Below are 14548 nucleotides of genomic sequence, written 5' to 3'. Positions count from 1 at the left end.
CGGCAATGCGCCTCGGCTTCAACTTCTGGCTCGGCGCAAGCCTGACGGCGCTGGTCATCCTCGCCGGTGTTCTCGCCCACTGGATCGCGCCCTTCGACCCCGTGCTCGATGCGGATCTGATGAATTCCGAACTGCCGCCCGACGCCACCTTCTGGTTCGGCACGGATGCGCAGGGGCGTGACGTCTATACCCGCATCCTCTATGGCGCGCAGATCTCGCTGACGGTCGGCATCGTCTCGCAGGTGATCAACTCGCTGATCGGCATCACCCTCGGCATGACCGCCGGCTATTGGGGCGGCTGGTGGGACGATCTGGTGAACGGGCTGACCAATGTCATGCTCGCCATTCCCTCGCTGATCTTCGCGCTCGCCGTCATGGCCGTGCTCGGCCCCGGTCTGCCGTCGCTGCTGATCGCACTCGGCCTTACCAACTGGAGCTGGACCTGCCGCATCGCCCGCTCCTCGACGCTCTCGCTGAAATCGCAGGGCTATGTGCAGGCGGCGCAGACGCTGGGGTACGGCGATCTGCGCATCATGTTCACGCAGATCCTGCCGAACATGATGGGGCCGATCCTGGTCATGGCGACGCTGGGCATGGGCTCGGCGGTGCTGTCGGAAGCAGCGCTCTCCTTTCTCGGCCTCGGCATCCAGCCGCCGTTTCCGAGCTGGGGCTCGATGCTGACCGATGCGCGCCAGCTCATCCAGCTTGCGCCCTGGGTTGCGATCTTCCCCGGCCTTGCCATCTTCCTGTCGGTGCTCGGCTTCAACCTTCTCGGCGACGGGCTGCGCGACAGCCTCGACCCGCATATGAGGACGCGCAAGCCATGACCGCGCCGCTTCTCGACATCAGGGATCTGCGCCTCGGCGTCGCCGCCGGCCGCACCGTCACCCATCCGCTGCTGAAGGGCGTGTCTTTCCAGATCATGCCGGGCGAGGCCTATGGGCTGGTCGGCGAATCCGGTTCCGGCAAGTCGGTGACCTCGCTGGCCGTCATGGGGTTGCTGAAAAAGCCGCTCGCCGTTTCCGGCGGCGAGATCCTGTTCAAGGGCCAGAACCTGCTTTCGCTGCCCAAACGCGAGATGCGCGGCCTGCGCGGCAACCGTATCACCATGATCTTCCAGGAACCGATGACGGCGCTCAACCCGCTGTCGACTGTGGGACGGCAGATCGCCGAAATGTTCGTGCTGCATCAGGGCAAGAGTTGGGACGAGGCCCACAAGCTCGCCATCGAGGCGCTGGCCAATGTCCGCGTGCCCAATCCCGACCGGCGGGCGAAAAACTTTCCGCACCAGATGTCCGGCGGCTTGCGGCAGCGGGTGATGATCGCCATGGCGCTGGCCTGCAATCCCGACCTGCTGATCGCCGACGAGCCGACCACGGCGCTCGACGTCACCGTGCAGGCCGAGGTGCTCAGGCTGATCAAGGAGCTTTGCGCGGCGCGCGGCACGGCGGTGCTGTTCATCAGCCACGATCTCGGCGTCATCGCCAGCATCTGCCAGCGCGTCGGCGTCATGTATGGCGGCTGCCTCGTCGAGGAAAACGAGACGCGGGCGCTGTTCGACAATCCGCGCCATGATTATACGCGCGGATTGCTCGGCGCCCTGCCGCGCCTTGGAAGCCGCAGCGAACATGGCCGCCAGCGCCTCGTCGATATCGATAGCATCATCGCCGATCGCTCGAAGCTGACCGAAACGCGCTTCATCGCGCCCCGCGTGGCGGAAGGAGGCCAGCTGTGACACAGCCTTTGTTGCAGGTGGATGATCTCCATGTCCGCTTCCCGATTGCGGGCGGCGGCTTGCTGGGTACGGGAAAGCGCATGCTGCACGCCGTCAACGGCATCAGCTTTTCGCTGGCCAAGGGCGAATGCCTGTCCATCGTCGGCGAATCCGGCTGCGGCAAATCGACGACGGCGCTTTCCATCCTCGGTCTGCAGGAGCCGACCGAAGGGGCGATCCGCTATCGCGGCCAGCCGCTCAACGGTCCCGGCGCGCCGGGGCGGATGCAGCGCGCCAAGGCGGTGCAGATGGTCTTTCAAGACCCCTATGCCTCGCTCAACCCGCGCCAGTCGGTGCGCACCTCGCTCGCCGCGCCGCTGCGTCTGCACGGCATCACCGCCGCTTCGGAAATCGAAGGCCGCATCGAGGCGATGCTGAAAAATGTCGGGCTGACGCCGGAGCAGGCGAAGCGTTATCCGCATGAATTTTCCGGCGGCCAACGCCAGCGCATCGGCATTGCCCGCGCCCTGATCCTCGAACCGGAGATCGTCGTGCTCGACGAGCCGGTCTCGGCTCTCGACGTCTCGATCCGCGCCCAGATCATCAACCTGCTGCTCGATCTGCAGGAAAAGCTGGGGCTGTCCTACATCATGATCAGCCACGACTTGAGCGTGGTCGAGCATATGAGCGACCGGGTGCTGGTGATGTTCTTCGGCGAAGTGGTGGAGGAAGGCGGCTGGCGGCAGATCTTCGAAGCGCCGACCCATCCCTATACCCGTCGGCTGATCGCCGCCATTCCCGACCCGGATGTGGCGCTGAAGCCAGTTGGAAGGCAGGATGAGAGGGCGGAAATGCCGTTGCTTGCCGACCGCCGCTTCGTCTCGGATGGCAGCGCCTCGCCGGATGTCTTCACACCGCCCGCGCCGTCGGAGTTGGTGGAGATTGGCGCGAACCACAAAGTCCGGCTGGCGATGGCGTAAATCACACATACAAACAGGTGGAAAAGCAATGAACCGCAAGCCGAAGATCGCGGTGATCATGGACGAGAACACCAGTTCCGGTGGCGACCGCTATGATACGTCGAAAGGTTACTTCTCCGCGCTCGACCGGGCCGGGGCCTTCGCCTTCGGCATTCCCTACGCGCCTGATATGGCCGACGACCTCGTCGAGGAATTCGACGGCTTTCTCAGTGTCGGCGGGCGGATACGATTCCCGGCGGAATGGTATGCCGACGGCGACCAGTCGCAATATCCGCCATCCGATCGCCTCGCCGTCGAGATTGCGTTGATGCGAGGATTCCTGGCGCGCGACAAGCCGGTTCTCGGAATTTGCAACGGAATGCAGATGCTCGGCTGCCTGCATGGCTGCCGCATGGTGTCGGATGTCCGTGCCTCGTGGCCGGGGTCGCTCGACCATGACCGCGGGGATATGCGTCACGACGTGCAGATGATCGGCGGCACCAGAATGGCGGCGATTTTTGGCACTGAAAGCTTCAGCGTCAACACGTTTCACCGCGAGGCGCTTGTCGAAACCTCCAACGCCGTGGTCGTGACGGCGCGGGGTACGGACGGCGTCATCGAGGCAATCGAACTGCCGTCGAAATCCTTCGCCATGGGCCTGCAATGGCATCCCGAAAGGCTTGACTTCGCCAGCCACCCCGGCGCGCGGATATTCGATGCTTTTGTGAAAGCAGCGGGCAAATAGGGCATCCGCTTGCCGACCAAGCGGGACAATTGCAGATGGGGCACGCCGATACCAAGCTCCTTCTCCACGAGGGGAGAAGGGACTTTGAGCAGCGTCTGTTGCATAAGTTGCTGCCTTGACCGACCGGCAGGTCACCTCCCGGTCAATATCCCAAAACGGTCTCAGCCCAGCGTCTTTTGAACGTCCGCAAACGTCTCTTCGAGAATGGCGATCAGGTGGTCGGCGTCGCGTTTCGAAAAGATCATCGGCGGGCGCATCTTCAGCACGTTGTCATGCGGTCCCTCGGTGCCCATCAGCACGCCACGGCGGCGGGCGCCGTTGGAGACGGCGCGGGCGAATTCGGTGGCGGGCAGTCTGGTCTTGCGGTCGGTCACCAGCTCGATGCCGAGGAACAGGCCGAGGCCGCGCACGTCGCCGATGGCCTCGTAGCGTTTCTGCATATCGCGGAAAGCGTCCATCAGGTAATTGCCGGTCGCCAGCGCATTGCCGCGCAGATCTTGGCTTTCGATGACATCGAGCACGGCAAGGCCGACGGCGCAGGAGACCGGATTGCCGCCGAACGTGTTGAAATATTCCATGCCGTTATCAAAACTGTCGGTGATCTCGCGGGTGGTGACCACCGCCGCCAGCGGATGGCCGTCGCCAATCGGCTTGCCCATGGTGACGATATCCGGCACCACCCCTTGCGTTTCGAAGGCCCACCAATGGCTGCCGACGCGGCCGAAGCCGACCTGCACCTCATCGGCGATGCAGACACCGCCCGCCTCGCGCACCAGACGGTAAACCTCCCTGAGATAGCCTTCCGGCAGGAAAACCTGGCCGGCGACGCTGGGGATGGATTCGGCGATGAAGAAGCCCGGGCCTTCACCCCTGGCCTTCATGACGGCGATTTGTTCGGCAACGCTTTCGGCGAAGCGCTTGCCATGCTCCTCGATGGGCCAATCGGAGGGCGCATGATAGCTGTCCGGGACGGCGGCGACATGGATATGCGGCTTCTGGCCCTTGCCGCCCTTGCGGCGGAATTTATAGGGGCTGATGTCGATCAGCTCCTGCGAGGTGCCGTGATAAGACCAGTCGAGCGTGATGGCGTTTTCGCGGCCGGTATGGGCGCGCATCATGCGCAGCGCCAGCCCGTTGGCTTCCGAGCCGCTGTTGACGAAACCGGCGACCGTCAATTCCTTCGGCAGCGTCGCCGTCAGCCGCTCGGCATAGGCGACGATATTGTCGTGCAGGTAGCGGGTGTTGGTGTTCAGCGTCGCCGCCTGCTTCGCCATTGCCTCCACGACCACCGGATGGGCGTGGCCGATATGGCAGACATTGTTGAAGCAATCGAGATAGGCGCGGCCGCTGTCGTCGATCAGCCAGACGCCTTCGCCGCGCACGAACTTGATCGGCTTTTCATAGGAAATCGAGAGGTTCGGCAGCAGCAGTTCGCGCCGCAGTTTGACGATCTCCTCATGCGAACGTCCCTGCCGTTCGAAGAACTCCCTGGCGATGCCGGCAAAGGTGCGGGCATCCGGGAACAGTTCGGCCCAGACATCGAGGTAACGCGGCTCGCCGACGCCGAGGATCTCGGTGGCGGTCAGATGCGTATCGGTGGAAAGCTGCAGGTGCAGATGCGGCGCCCAGCCGCCGTTTTCCGTCGATGCCCCCATGTGGCCGACCAGTGCGCCGGCCTCCAGCCGATCCCCTGCCCTCAGGCGCTGCATCGCTTCATGCGCGAGATGGCCCCAGAGCGAGATGAAGGGCGGGCAGCCCTCGGGCTCGTGGCGCAGCGCGATCAGGCAGCCGTAACCCAGCGGATCCTTTTCGATCTCGACGCTGACGACGGTGGCGGCCAGCGGCGAGAAGACTTTCGTGCCGGCGGCCATGAACAGGTCGAAGCCGAGATGGCGGGTGCGGCGCGCGCCGTCGATGAAGCGCGAGACGAACATCTCGCCGGCATAGACGGTGCGTTCCTCGGCGAAGGGGCCGATGCCGAGTTCCACGCCGTTTTCGCGGGCATAGGCCTCCCAGATCGCCTGCGCCTCGTCCGGCCGCTCGGCGGCGGAGAGAACGGTCATCGGATGGGTGGGGTCGCCATAGGGCACCAGTGCCGCCGGATAGGTCGCGGCCGGGCGTTCCAGCAGGGGTTTCAGCGATTTACGGTTCCGGTCGATCCAGTCGATGACGGCGCGGGCGCCGGGGGCGGCCTCGAAACCGCAAGCCTGCCGCAGGATGGCGGTGGCGAAACGCGGGTTCATGCGGTCGAGCTTGCGCAGCAATTCCCAGGCGGGCCGTTCGCTGATCGCCAGATAGGGATTGTCATCGGTATGGCTGCGCCGCGAGGCGGACATGGTGACCGAGGTGACGAGGCGGATGGCGATGAGATCGTAGAGAAGGTCGATTTCTTCTTCCAGCAGCGGATATTCCGCATGGAAACCCCGGGCGATTTCCGCCGCCGCGCCGATGGGATCGGCATGGTCGAGGCCGGCATAGGCGGCGGCGATGGCGACTTCGGCGATGACGGGCGCATGCAGCGCATCGCCGAGATCGATGAGGCCGCAGATGCGGTCGGCATCCTGCGCGTCGACCAGCACGTTCCAGTCATTGGCGTCATTGTGGATGACGGCGGCCCGCAGCGTCGCAAGGCGGGGGGCAAGGGCTTCGAAACGCTGGAGGAAACGCTCCAGCAGCGCCCGGTCCCCGGCGGCGGCGATGTGGTGCAGGCGCCCGGTGGAGCGGCCGGCCTTGCGGATATCCCAATCGAGATCGCGCAGGGCGCCCGGATGCATGAAACCCTTCAGCGCCGCATCGAAACGGCCAAGCATATGGCCGAGGGAATTCAGCGCCGCATCGCTGCGCGCCGTCTCGGCCAGCGGCAGGCCCTCGATCCAGCTGACCAGCCGGATGCGGTGATCGAGCCCCTGAGACCCCGTCACGCTGGCAAGGCTTTCGTCCGAAAGCGTCGGGCGGATATGCGGCACCGGGAGATCGCCGGCATGGGCGCCGAGATGGGCGAGCATCGCCGTCTGGAAATCGCTCTCCACCTGCGGCTCGGCGGCATTGACGATCTTGAGGATGAAGGTGCCCTCGGCCGTCTCCACCTTGAAATTCTGGTCGCGCTCGCTGGCGAGCGGCGAAAGCGCGCCCGAAAGACCGTAATGCTCAGCGAGCAACGTGGCGGCGGCGTCGATAGAGAAATCCGGGGTCGTCTTCAGCATGTCGTTCATGGGGCATCCTCTTTGCTGGAGGGAAAATCGCATGGACGACGCTTGGCCGCATCCGGCATGATGCCGGTTGCGCCGGCACTTTGTTTGGACTAACCGTCATCTTGTCGGCGCGGACGGGGGAGGAGCCATGCAGGACATCGACGCCATCGACCGCACCATCCTCAGCATCCTCAGCCGGGAGGCGCGGATCGCGATGAAGACACTCGCGGGCCGCATCGGCCTGTCGCGCAGCGCCACCACCGAGCGCGTCGGCCGGCTGGAAAAGGCCGGCATCATCCGGGGCTACCGCGCCGATATCGGCTCGCTCGACGAGGGGCAGATCCGGGCTTTCCTGCTGGTCACGCTGAAACGCACGCCGTCGCTCGGGGTGCTGGATCGGCTCGCCGGCTTTCCGGCGGTGCGCAAAGTGTCCTCGGTCAGCGGCCATCTCGATCTGGTGGTCGAGGTCGAGGTTGCTTCAATCAATGCGCTCAACGAATTGCGCAACGAGGTCGCCACCCTCGACCATGTCGAGGATCTCACCACATCCATCGTGCTGCGGCGGGATATCGAGCGAAGTTAGGCACATCGTGCCACGCCGCTTCGGCCTCGTGCTTTAGACGGCGCATGCCGCGTGCTTTACCCGTGGATAGGCATAGGCGTTCACCTTGGAGGTGGCGTAACCGGCGCCGACCAGCGCTTCCGCCAGCTTGACGGCGGCGGTGACGCCGTCGATGACCGGGATGCCGGTCGCTTGCCTGAGACGGTCGCAGAGCGACGACATACCGGCGCAACCGAGGACGATGGCTTCGGCACGGTCTTCCCGTCTGGCAATCTCGATTTCCGCACGTAGCAATCGTTCGGCTTCGGCTGGATCCTCCTCGAGGTGGAGCACAGGTAAGTCGATCGCTCGAACGTTTCGGCAATGGCGCCCCGCACCATAGCCATCGACGAGATCCTCGATGATCGGCACCGAACGGGATAGCGTGGTGATGATGCTGAAGCGGCGGCTGATGGTCATCGCCACCTGCACCGCCGCCTGGCAGATGCCGATGACCGGGCCGCGGGCGACCTCGCGCGCGGCATGGAGGCCGGGATCGTCGAAACAGGCAAGCACATAGGCATCGATACCCCGGGCCTCCCCCTTGCGGATTTCCGCCAGCATGGCCGGCACAGCCATCGCCTCGTCGGCGCCGCCCTCGATGCTGACAGGCGAATCGGCCGGGTTCGAGGCCGAAAGCGTCGTACCGGCATTCTTGACCAGAAGAGCGCTTTCGAGCGCCTGTGCGGTCATGGAGGCGGTGGAATTGGGATTGATGAGGTGGATGTGCATGATGAAATTCTCGGAAGGTGAATTCAGTGTACAATAATAATCATTATTGTCTACAATATTATCGCGGGCACATGCGGATGTTGACTTTTTTGCCCCGAACGAGCTTGTCTGAACCGGCATGGAGGAGACGGATGAGCGAGCCTGCGTCGAGTTCGGTCGAGCAGATTGTCGAAAAGGTTTGGCTTTCGATAGCGGAGCGGCGCCTGCGTCCAGGCGTGCAATTGAAGGAAGAGCAGATCGCGGCCGTCTTTCACGTCAGCCGGGCGCGGGTGCGTCGTGCCTTGACCCTTCTCGAGCGCGACGGATTGGTGACAATCATCCCCAACCGCGGCGCCTTCGTCTGCAAGCCCTCGGTCGAAGAGGCGCGTGACGTCTTCTTCGTGCGCCGCACTGTCGAGCGCTGCGTCGTCGAGCGGCTTTGCGCTGCGGTATCGAAGGCCGATGTCAAACGCCTGCGCGATCATGTCGCCCGGGAGCGCGAGGCGAACGCGCAGGACGTCACCACCGATATCATCAAGCTGTCAGGCGGGTTTCACCTGCTGCTGGCAGAACTGGTCGGCTCGGATTTCCTGTTCACGACCATGCGCGATCTCATCGCCCGCAGCTCGCTGATTACCGCCGTTTACCGCAACACCACCCGTTTCAATTGCGGCCCGGACGAGCATGCGGAAATCGTCGATGCGGTCTCGGCCGGGGACAGCACGAGGGCCACGCAACTGATGGCACATCATCTCGAGCATGTGGAGGCCGCGCTGGATTTGAGCGATATCCGCGACCTCTCCCATGATTTGCGCGCCGCGCTGACCTGATGTTGTCGCGAACGCACCCTCTGTTGGAGCGCAAGCCGCTGCCGGGGCGGCAACCTAGCGGCGAAACGCCGACTTGAGGGCATCGACGACAGGCCGGATCGCAGGGACGTCCTTGATCTGTGAATGGACGACGAGCCAGACATCCCTGGTCAATGCCTCCTCCTCCTCGACGCGGCGGAGGCCAGGGCTTTGTTCCGCGGCAAAGTCGGGCAGCATGACGACGCCCCCGCCGGCCCGGGCGGCAGCGGCCTGGAATTCCAAGACGGAAGACCGAAGCGCCACGGGCCGGCCGGCGGCGATTTCCAGGAGGCGTATCTGCTGCGCGGCCGCGTTCATCGAGTCGTCATAGCCGATGAACGTCCATTCCTCCGGCGGGATCGAGCTGAGATAGTCTTCCGCCGCATAGAGATGGAATCCGATCTCGCCGACTTTCATGATGACGTAATCACCTTCCTCGGGACGCGACAGGCGCACGGCGATATCCGCCTCCCTCCGGTTGAGCGACGCGAAGCGTTTTTCGCCGACAAGCGTGATCTGGATTCCGGGATGGCGACGGCGAAGATCGACGAGCGGTCTGGCGAGGAGCATGCTGGAAAGCGCCGGCGGCGCACTGATACGGACATGGCCCCGAAGGTCGGTCGTCCCGGTTCGGCCCAATTGTTCGATCGCCGCAGCCTGCAAGGCGATCGTCGCGGCGAGTTCGGCGACCTTTTCCCCATCGGAGGTCAGAACGAACCGGCGGCCGCGCCGGTCGACGAGCTTTCGTCCAAGACGCATTTCGAGTGCTAAGACCCGCCGGCTGATCGTCGCATGTTCGACGCCCAGCCGTTTTGCGGCGCCGAGGAATGTGCCGGCCGTGGCGAGCGCAAGGAAATGGCGCAGGTCGTCCCAGTCAAGTTGTGTGAAAGTCTTGCCATCCATCGATCTGCAATAGGGAATTCCGGATCAGTACGCCAGTGCGAAACATCCTGGCCGGCAAGCGGATAGACATGCTGGCGGCGACCGCGCGTCACGTTGCCGTCCGGATGAAGGTGCAATCCTTGATCATGAAATTGGCGTTGACGTCGGCATAGAGCTTTTCCGCAGCGCCGGCGGTGTCTCGCGAATGCCATTTCAACTCGAATGTCGCTTCCAGGCCGCCATCGTCGATCCGTCGCACCCGCAAAGGCTGTACGGCATAACCGAGATTCTCCAGCATCGTCACCGGCGCGAATGGATCCGCGCCGGCAGCGAGGCGAAGGGTCATACGCGCGCCCGTCTTGCGTTCCAGCCATTGATCGATGAATTTGAGCGGCGCGAGGACGATCAGGGCGACCAGGGTCGCACCGATGCCGAGAAAGATCTGGCCGCCGCCGATGCAAAGGCCGATGGCGGTCATCACCCAGATCGTCGCCGCCGTCGTCACGCCGGTAACGGCATCGCCCCGCCGCAGGATCGCGCCGCCGCCGATAAAGCCGACGCCCGTCAGGACGCCCAGCGGAAAGCGAAGCGTATCCATTACGGCGAAGGAATCCGGCGTCTTCCCTGCCACGCCCAGCAGCATGTTGGCCTGGATCATCGCAAGGCAGGCGGCCAGGGTGATCAGGATCGTCGTCCGGAATCCGGCGGCGTGGCCGCCGCGCTGGCGATTGAAGCCGATCACGGCGCCGGCGACGACCGAAAGGATGATGCGAAGCAGGATGTCCGCCATCGATGGATAAACCGGCATCCAGTCCAAGGAAGCGCTCATGTTCGACCACCCGGAAAAGACAATGCCGCATATTCGCCGAGCTCGGCACGCGCCTTCACGGCGACCTGGCGAATATGCCTTATGCTCGTAACCGAGGCAAACAACATCTGGCCTGGCCGAATGTTCCCGATGGGGCGCAAGTCAGGCACGGATGGCCTCAGGAAATGCGGGAGAGCAAGACGTCAGGGTGGGCATGGGCTAATGTACCGATGGGACGTCGTCCTCTTCCAGAAACGAGTGAATTCCATCCCGCTCGACGGTGGCCAGGAATTCATCGAATGCCTCGCGATCGGTGGCGAACGGCTCCTCCCATTCGAAGAGATCTTCGTTCTGGGTGACGACCTCAAGTTTCCAGTCCTGCTGGGTTCCGGCCGGCCGGTAGATGTCGATCAACAGGGTGACGCCATCCTGAGTGAATTCACCGGACAGTTCCGAATGCTCGAGCTTGGGTTTTTTGGGCATGGCATCCTCTTCGGGTTATGATGGCTGGGCCACGTCGGCGCTGGGAGGCGATGATCGCACCATCGCTGCGGGCGCGTGCTGTCAGGCGGTCTCCATTCCAGCCTCGGCGTCAGATATCCTTATCAGATGGGTGTCTTCGGCCAAGGAGGCGAGCAGGCCGATGAGGATTTCTCAGGGGAAAACCGGAGAAGGCGGTTTGGAATGCCGGCTGAGCGACATTCACCACCGGGTTCCGGGTTGTGAGCGCTCGCGTTGGCACATATTGAGATACTTGCCGTCCGCGGATTAACATGATAAATTTACTCATGTTATAAAACTGTTCCGGGCGGCGCAGGGAAGATTCATCTTTGATAGCGTCGCCAAAGGGCGTTCGACTTCGAAATGCTGCCGCTGGCCGACGCGACGGGCCATGCCAAGCTGGAGTGATGGGAAAATTGAGTTTTTGGCACTCGATGGTTTGGCATACCGAGGGCATTCGCGTCGTGGCGCCGGTCAAGTGGCGGCGCTTCGACGGGCTTGTCGGCGTTTTCTGGGAGGCGGAGAGCCAGGCGGGGGCCAAGGGCTATTATCTCGCCGACGACCCGCGCATCATGGTTTTCTTCAGCGACGTCTCCTCGCGCATCCGCATGTCGAATCGCGACGGGGAACTGGCGCAGCATTCGCGGCCGATGACCCGCGCGGTCTATGTGCCGGCGGGGGTTCCGATGTGGACCACCAGCAAATCCACCCACCGTTTCTCACACCTCAACCTGCATCTGCATCGCGACCGGCTGATGCGCTTCCTGTCGCCCTCGGTCGGGGCCTCGGCGGCGCTGTCGGCGCTGCGCCAGCCGGTGGAAATCCAGGATCTCGGCGCCATCGAGACGCTGGCCGGCCTGCTGGTCGATGAAATCGCCGCGCCGTCGAAACATGTCGTCTACGCCGAAAGCCTCGTCGGCAGCATTGTCACCGGCCTGCTGGACATTCCCGAGGACGACGGCAGGAACGGAAACGGCCGGCTGACCCAGGCGCAGATGAACAGGCTGACGGCGCGCGTCGAAGCCGAGGGCGACTGCCGCCTGACGATTGCCGAGATGGCCGCGACAGTCGGTCTCTCCGAAAGCTGGTTCGCCAATGTCTTCAAGCAGACGACCGGCAGGACGCCGCTGCAATGGCAGCTCGGAAAACGCGTCGACCGGGCAAAGCAACTCCTGCTGGAAAGCGAGCTGTCGGTGGCCGACATCGCCGTGCAGCTCGGCTTTTCCGATCAGGCGCACCTGACCAAGACATTTCGCCAGATCGCCGGCGATACGCCCGCCGCCTGGCGGCGGATACGGCAATTGCGGTAACACAAACGAGCGCCCGCCCGCAGGCTGCGGACGGGGCTGAATCGTCACCAGGTCTGGCGGATCGTCGCGTAGACGGCGCGGCCGGGATTGTACCAGTCGGCGCCGAAGCCGCCGTAGTCGACATGCTTCTCGTCGAACAGGTTGCTGACATTGACTTCGAACGCGGTGTTCTCACGAATCTTGTAGGCGAATGCGGCGTCGAAGACGATGCTGCCGCCAGTCGATTGCGTGTTTGCGTCGTTGAAGAAATAAGAGCCGGAATAGCGCGCGCCGAGGCCGAAATTCATGTCGCCGCGTTTTCCGTCGCCGGGTAGCGTGTAGTTGACCCACAGCGATGCCAGCTGGTTCGGCACGAAGGACAATTCGTTTCCGACGTTTCCGCCCGTACCGTTTTCGACGATATCGGACATCATGTAGGAATAGGCGGCGGTGAGGCTGAGTTTGTCGGTCAGCTCAGCCTTGGCTTCGAGGTCGAGACCGCGCACACGCACCTTGCCGATGGTTTCCTGGAAACCTGTCGCCGGGTTGGTGCGGGTAATGTTGTTCTTGGTCAGGTCGTAGACGGCGGCGGTGAGCAGGGCCGGGAACGCGTCCGGCCGATATTTCACACCGGCTTCCCATTGTTCGCCACGCTCGGGGTCGACCGTCAACGAGGCCGGCACAGCCGATTCGGCGTAGCTCACATAGGCGGCGAGCTCGTCGGTGATGCGATAGGTCAGGCCGGCTCGCTTGGTGAATTCGCTGAGATCGGCGTCGGTCGTCGTTCCCTTGAGATTGTTGCGCTGATGTAGATCCATCCAGTCGTTACGCAGGCCGATGCTGGCGATCAGCTTGTTGAAGAAGGTCAGGTCCTGCTGGATATAGAGGCCCTTGGTCTTCTGGTCGTTCTTCAGGCTCTGATACAGCGGCACCGAGGCGGGCGCGCCGGTGTAGACCGGGTTCATCCAGTCGATGCTGGGCGCCGGCCCGTAGAAATTGTCGCTGCGCGAGGACAGGTCGTTATATTCGACCCCGACCAGGGTGCGGCTGTCGACCGAATCGAAGCTTGCATCGTATTGCAGGCGCGCGTCGATGATGAACTGGCGGCTGGCGCCGTCATTGCCGAAGAAATCCCGCTTTGCGATGGTCGAGCCGTTGGTCGGCGTCGCCGCGATATAGGCATAGCCGAAATTGCTCTTGGCGTCGCTGTAGCGGGCGTTCGAGCTGAAGGTCAGGCCCGAGCCGAAGTCATGGTCGAGCATGACGGTGAGCGTATCGCGGTCGACGTCGCGGTAATTGTAATCGGGCTCGCCGAAGAAGCGGCTGCGATCGAAATCCGACCCCACGGGATGGCCGCCGCCGCCGGGAACGCCGTCGCGGTCGAGATGATCGTAGACGACGCTGAGCGTGGTCATGTCCGTGGGGCGCCAGGTGATGCCGCCCATCAGGAATTTCTCGTCGTCGCGCGAATAGTCGTATTCCTCGTCACTCTTCTTGAGCTTTCCGGTCAGGCGATAGGAAAGCGTATCGTCGGCGGTGATGTTGTCGCCGAAATCGAAGCCGGCCTCGCGGCGGTTGAAGGAGCCGCCCGTGGCATAGGCCTCACCGAAGCGCTCGCTCTTGGGCAGCTTGGTGACGTAATTGACCGAGCCGCCCGGATCGGAGACGCCGAAGATGGTCGAATTCGCGCCCTTGAGCACTTCGACGCGTTCGAAGGCATAGGGTTCCTCCCGCAGCGCGCCGAAGGGTTTGCCGAGCGTCAGGCCGTCGCGATACTGGTAGGCGTCGAAACCGCGGATCTTGAAATAGTCGAAGCGGTCGTCCGAACCGTAGAAATCGGTCGCCACGCCCGAGGTGTATTGCAGCACCTGCTCGACATCCTGTGCGCCGCGCTGCTGGATTTCCTTGGAGGTGATCACCGAGACGGAAGCCGGGGTATCGAGGATATCCGTCGCCATCTTGCTGCCGCTCTTCGTCTTGGTAGCGACGATGGACTTCGAATCGTTTTCGGCTTCGGACGCGCTGCCCTGAAGGATGATCGGCTTGAGGGCGGTGCCGCCATTCGCGGTATCGGTCTCCTGGCCGAACGCCAGGGCCGGCGAAAGCGCAGCGAGTGCCGTGCAGCCGAGCAGGAGCGCATTGCGATAGCGGATAAGGGCCTGCCTCGAATGACCGCGCGTTCTTTCGTTGTCCATGTTCACATTCCAGAAGTTGATATCGTCATTGCCGGCTTTGACGGAGGCCGGGGGCCGTTCATTCCCTTGACGGCTCATAACTTGAGCTGTCCTATCCAGTATTG

Annotated in this window: 13 protein-coding genes; 7 read left to right on the top strand and 6 right to left on the bottom strand. The window is 63.3% G+C overall.

The genetic code is table 11. The features are described 5' to 3' along the window. The first annotated feature begins 5 nt into the window (after positions 1-5). From P7F60_RS22975 to P7F60_RS22960, 4 genes are read left to right on the top strand one after another with little or no spacing between them, the layout of a single operon-like run. Complete coding sequence (locus P7F60_RS22975) at positions 6-827, top strand: ABC transporter permease (RefSeq protein ID WP_277920027.1); 822 nt, start codon at positions 6-8, stop codon at positions 825-827. After that, positions 824-1735 (top strand): ABC transporter ATP-binding protein, encoded by a 912-nt coding sequence (locus tag P7F60_RS22970; protein WP_277920026.1) that lies wholly within the window; start codon positions 824-826, stop codon positions 1733-1735. Before P7F60_RS22975 ends, P7F60_RS22970 begins: the two co-directional genes overlap by 4 nt. Continuing rightward, the gene (locus tag P7F60_RS22965; RefSeq protein ID WP_277920025.1) at positions 1732-2694 is read left to right on the top strand and encodes an ATP-binding cassette domain-containing protein; all 963 of its coding nucleotides are present in this window, start codon (positions 1732-1734) and stop codon (positions 2692-2694) included. Before P7F60_RS22970 ends, P7F60_RS22965 begins: the two co-directional genes overlap by 4 nt. 28 nt (positions 2695-2722) lie before the next feature. After that, the gene (locus tag P7F60_RS22960) at positions 2723-3418 is read left to right on the top strand and encodes a gamma-glutamyl-gamma-aminobutyrate hydrolase family protein (RefSeq protein WP_277920024.1); all 696 of its coding nucleotides are present in this window, start codon (positions 2723-2725) and stop codon (positions 3416-3418) included. 161 nt (positions 3419-3579) lie between these two features. Here the strand turns inward: P7F60_RS22960 and P7F60_RS22955 are convergent, their stop codons facing one another. Then, the gene (locus tag P7F60_RS22955) at positions 3580-6630 is read right to left on the bottom strand and encodes an aminotransferase class III-fold pyridoxal phosphate-dependent enzyme (protein WP_277920023.1); all 3051 of its coding nucleotides are present in this window, start codon (positions 6628-6630) and stop codon (positions 3580-3582) included. A 127-nt stretch (positions 6631-6757) separates the two neighbouring features. Here P7F60_RS22955 and P7F60_RS22950 point away from each other — a divergent pair, with 127 nt between their 5' ends. Beyond that, a complete protein-coding gene (locus tag P7F60_RS22950) occupies positions 6758-7192 on the top strand; it encodes an Lrp/AsnC family transcriptional regulator (protein WP_277920022.1) in 435 nt (144 codons plus the stop codon). Between the two features lie 33 nt (positions 7193-7225). On the opposite strand, the gene P7F60_RS22945 is transcribed toward P7F60_RS22950, so the two are convergent. After that, positions 7226-7942: an aspartate/glutamate racemase family protein gene (locus P7F60_RS22945; protein ID WP_277920021.1), complete on the bottom strand. Its 717-nt coding sequence runs from the start codon at positions 7940-7942 to the stop codon at positions 7226-7228. A 131-nt stretch (positions 7943-8073) separates the two neighbouring features. Between P7F60_RS22945 and P7F60_RS22940 the strand changes: the two genes are divergently transcribed. Next, positions 8074-8751 (top strand): GntR family transcriptional regulator, encoded by a 678-nt coding sequence (locus P7F60_RS22940; RefSeq protein WP_277920020.1) that lies wholly within the window; start codon positions 8074-8076, stop codon positions 8749-8751. A 54-nt stretch (positions 8752-8805) separates the two neighbouring features. Here P7F60_RS22940 and P7F60_RS22935 read toward each other — a convergent pair whose 3' ends face one another. The 3 genes from P7F60_RS22935 to P7F60_RS22925 all read right to left on the bottom strand — a co-directional run bounded on the left by P7F60_RS22935 (position 8806) and on the right by P7F60_RS22925 (position 10942). Continuing rightward, positions 8806-9672, bottom strand: a complete 867-nt coding sequence (locus P7F60_RS22935; protein ID WP_277920019.1) for a LysR family transcriptional regulator — start codon at positions 9670-9672, stop codon at positions 8806-8808. Positions 9673-9760: 88 nt separating this feature from the next. Beyond that, positions 9761-10480, bottom strand: coding sequence for an MgtC/SapB family protein (locus P7F60_RS22930; protein ID WP_277920018.1), 720 nt, complete (start codon positions 10478-10480; stop codon positions 9761-9763). A gap of 198 nt (positions 10481-10678) precedes the next feature. Beyond that, positions 10679-10942, bottom strand: a complete 264-nt coding sequence (locus tag P7F60_RS22925; protein WP_277920017.1) for a hypothetical protein — start codon at positions 10940-10942, stop codon at positions 10679-10681. 434 nt (positions 10943-11376) lie between these two features. On the opposite strand from P7F60_RS22925, the gene P7F60_RS22920 reads away from it, so the two are divergent. Continuing rightward, positions 11377-12270 (top strand): AraC family transcriptional regulator, encoded by an 894-nt coding sequence (locus tag P7F60_RS22920; protein WP_277920015.1) that lies wholly within the window; start codon positions 11377-11379, stop codon positions 12268-12270. A gap of 44 nt (positions 12271-12314) precedes the next feature. Here P7F60_RS22920 and P7F60_RS22915 read toward each other — a convergent pair whose 3' ends face one another. Then, entirely contained in the window at positions 12315-14444 is a 2130-nt protein-coding gene (locus tag P7F60_RS22915) for a TonB-dependent siderophore receptor (RefSeq protein WP_277920014.1), read from the bottom strand. Positions 14445-14548 lie beyond the last annotated feature (104 nt).

The sequence above is a fragment of the Rhizobium sp. YJ-22 genome (assembly GCF_029601685.1).
GTDB lineage: Bacteria > Pseudomonadota > Alphaproteobacteria > Rhizobiales > Rhizobiaceae > Metarhizobium.
The sequence above is the reverse complement of the archived record's forward strand: the minus strand, read 5'-3'. Positions and strand labels throughout refer to the sequence as shown.

Bases quoted from the DNA above. Each gene is read 5' to 3' on its own strand.
- P7F60_RS22975 (WP_277920027.1), top strand. From the start codon at position 6: ATGCGCCTCGGCTTCAACTTCTGGCTCGGCGCAAGCCTGACGGCGCTG.
- P7F60_RS22970 (WP_277920026.1), top strand. From the start codon at position 824: ATGACCGCGCCGCTTCTCGACATCAGGGATCTGCGCCTCGGCGTCGCC.
- P7F60_RS22960 (WP_277920024.1), top strand. From the start codon at position 2,723: ATGAACCGCAAGCCGAAGATCGCGGTGATCATGGACGAGAACACCAGT.
- P7F60_RS22955 (WP_277920023.1), bottom strand. From the start codon at position 6,630: ATGAACGACATGCTGAAGACGACCCCGGATTTCTCTATCGACGCCGCC.
- P7F60_RS22950 (WP_277920022.1), top strand. From the start codon at position 6,758: ATGCAGGACATCGACGCCATCGACCGCACCATCCTCAGCATCCTCAGC.
- P7F60_RS22945 (WP_277920021.1), bottom strand. From the start codon at position 7,942: ATGCACATCCACCTCATCAATCCCAATTCCACCGCCTCCATGACCGCA.
- P7F60_RS22940 (WP_277920020.1), top strand. From the start codon at position 8,074: ATGAGCGAGCCTGCGTCGAGTTCGGTCGAGCAGATTGTCGAAAAGGTT.
- P7F60_RS22935 (WP_277920019.1), bottom strand. From the start codon at position 9,672: ATGGATGGCAAGACTTTCACACAACTTGACTGGGACGACCTGCGCCAT.
- P7F60_RS22930 (WP_277920018.1), bottom strand. From the start codon at position 10,480: ATGAGCGCTTCCTTGGACTGGATGCCGGTTTATCCATCGATGGCGGAC.
- P7F60_RS22925 (WP_277920017.1), bottom strand. From the start codon at position 10,942: ATGCCCAAAAAACCCAAGCTCGAGCATTCGGAACTGTCCGGTGAATTC.
- P7F60_RS22915 (WP_277920014.1), bottom strand. From the start codon at position 14,444: ATGGACAACGAAAGAACGCGCGGTCATTCGAGGCAGGCCCTTATCCGC.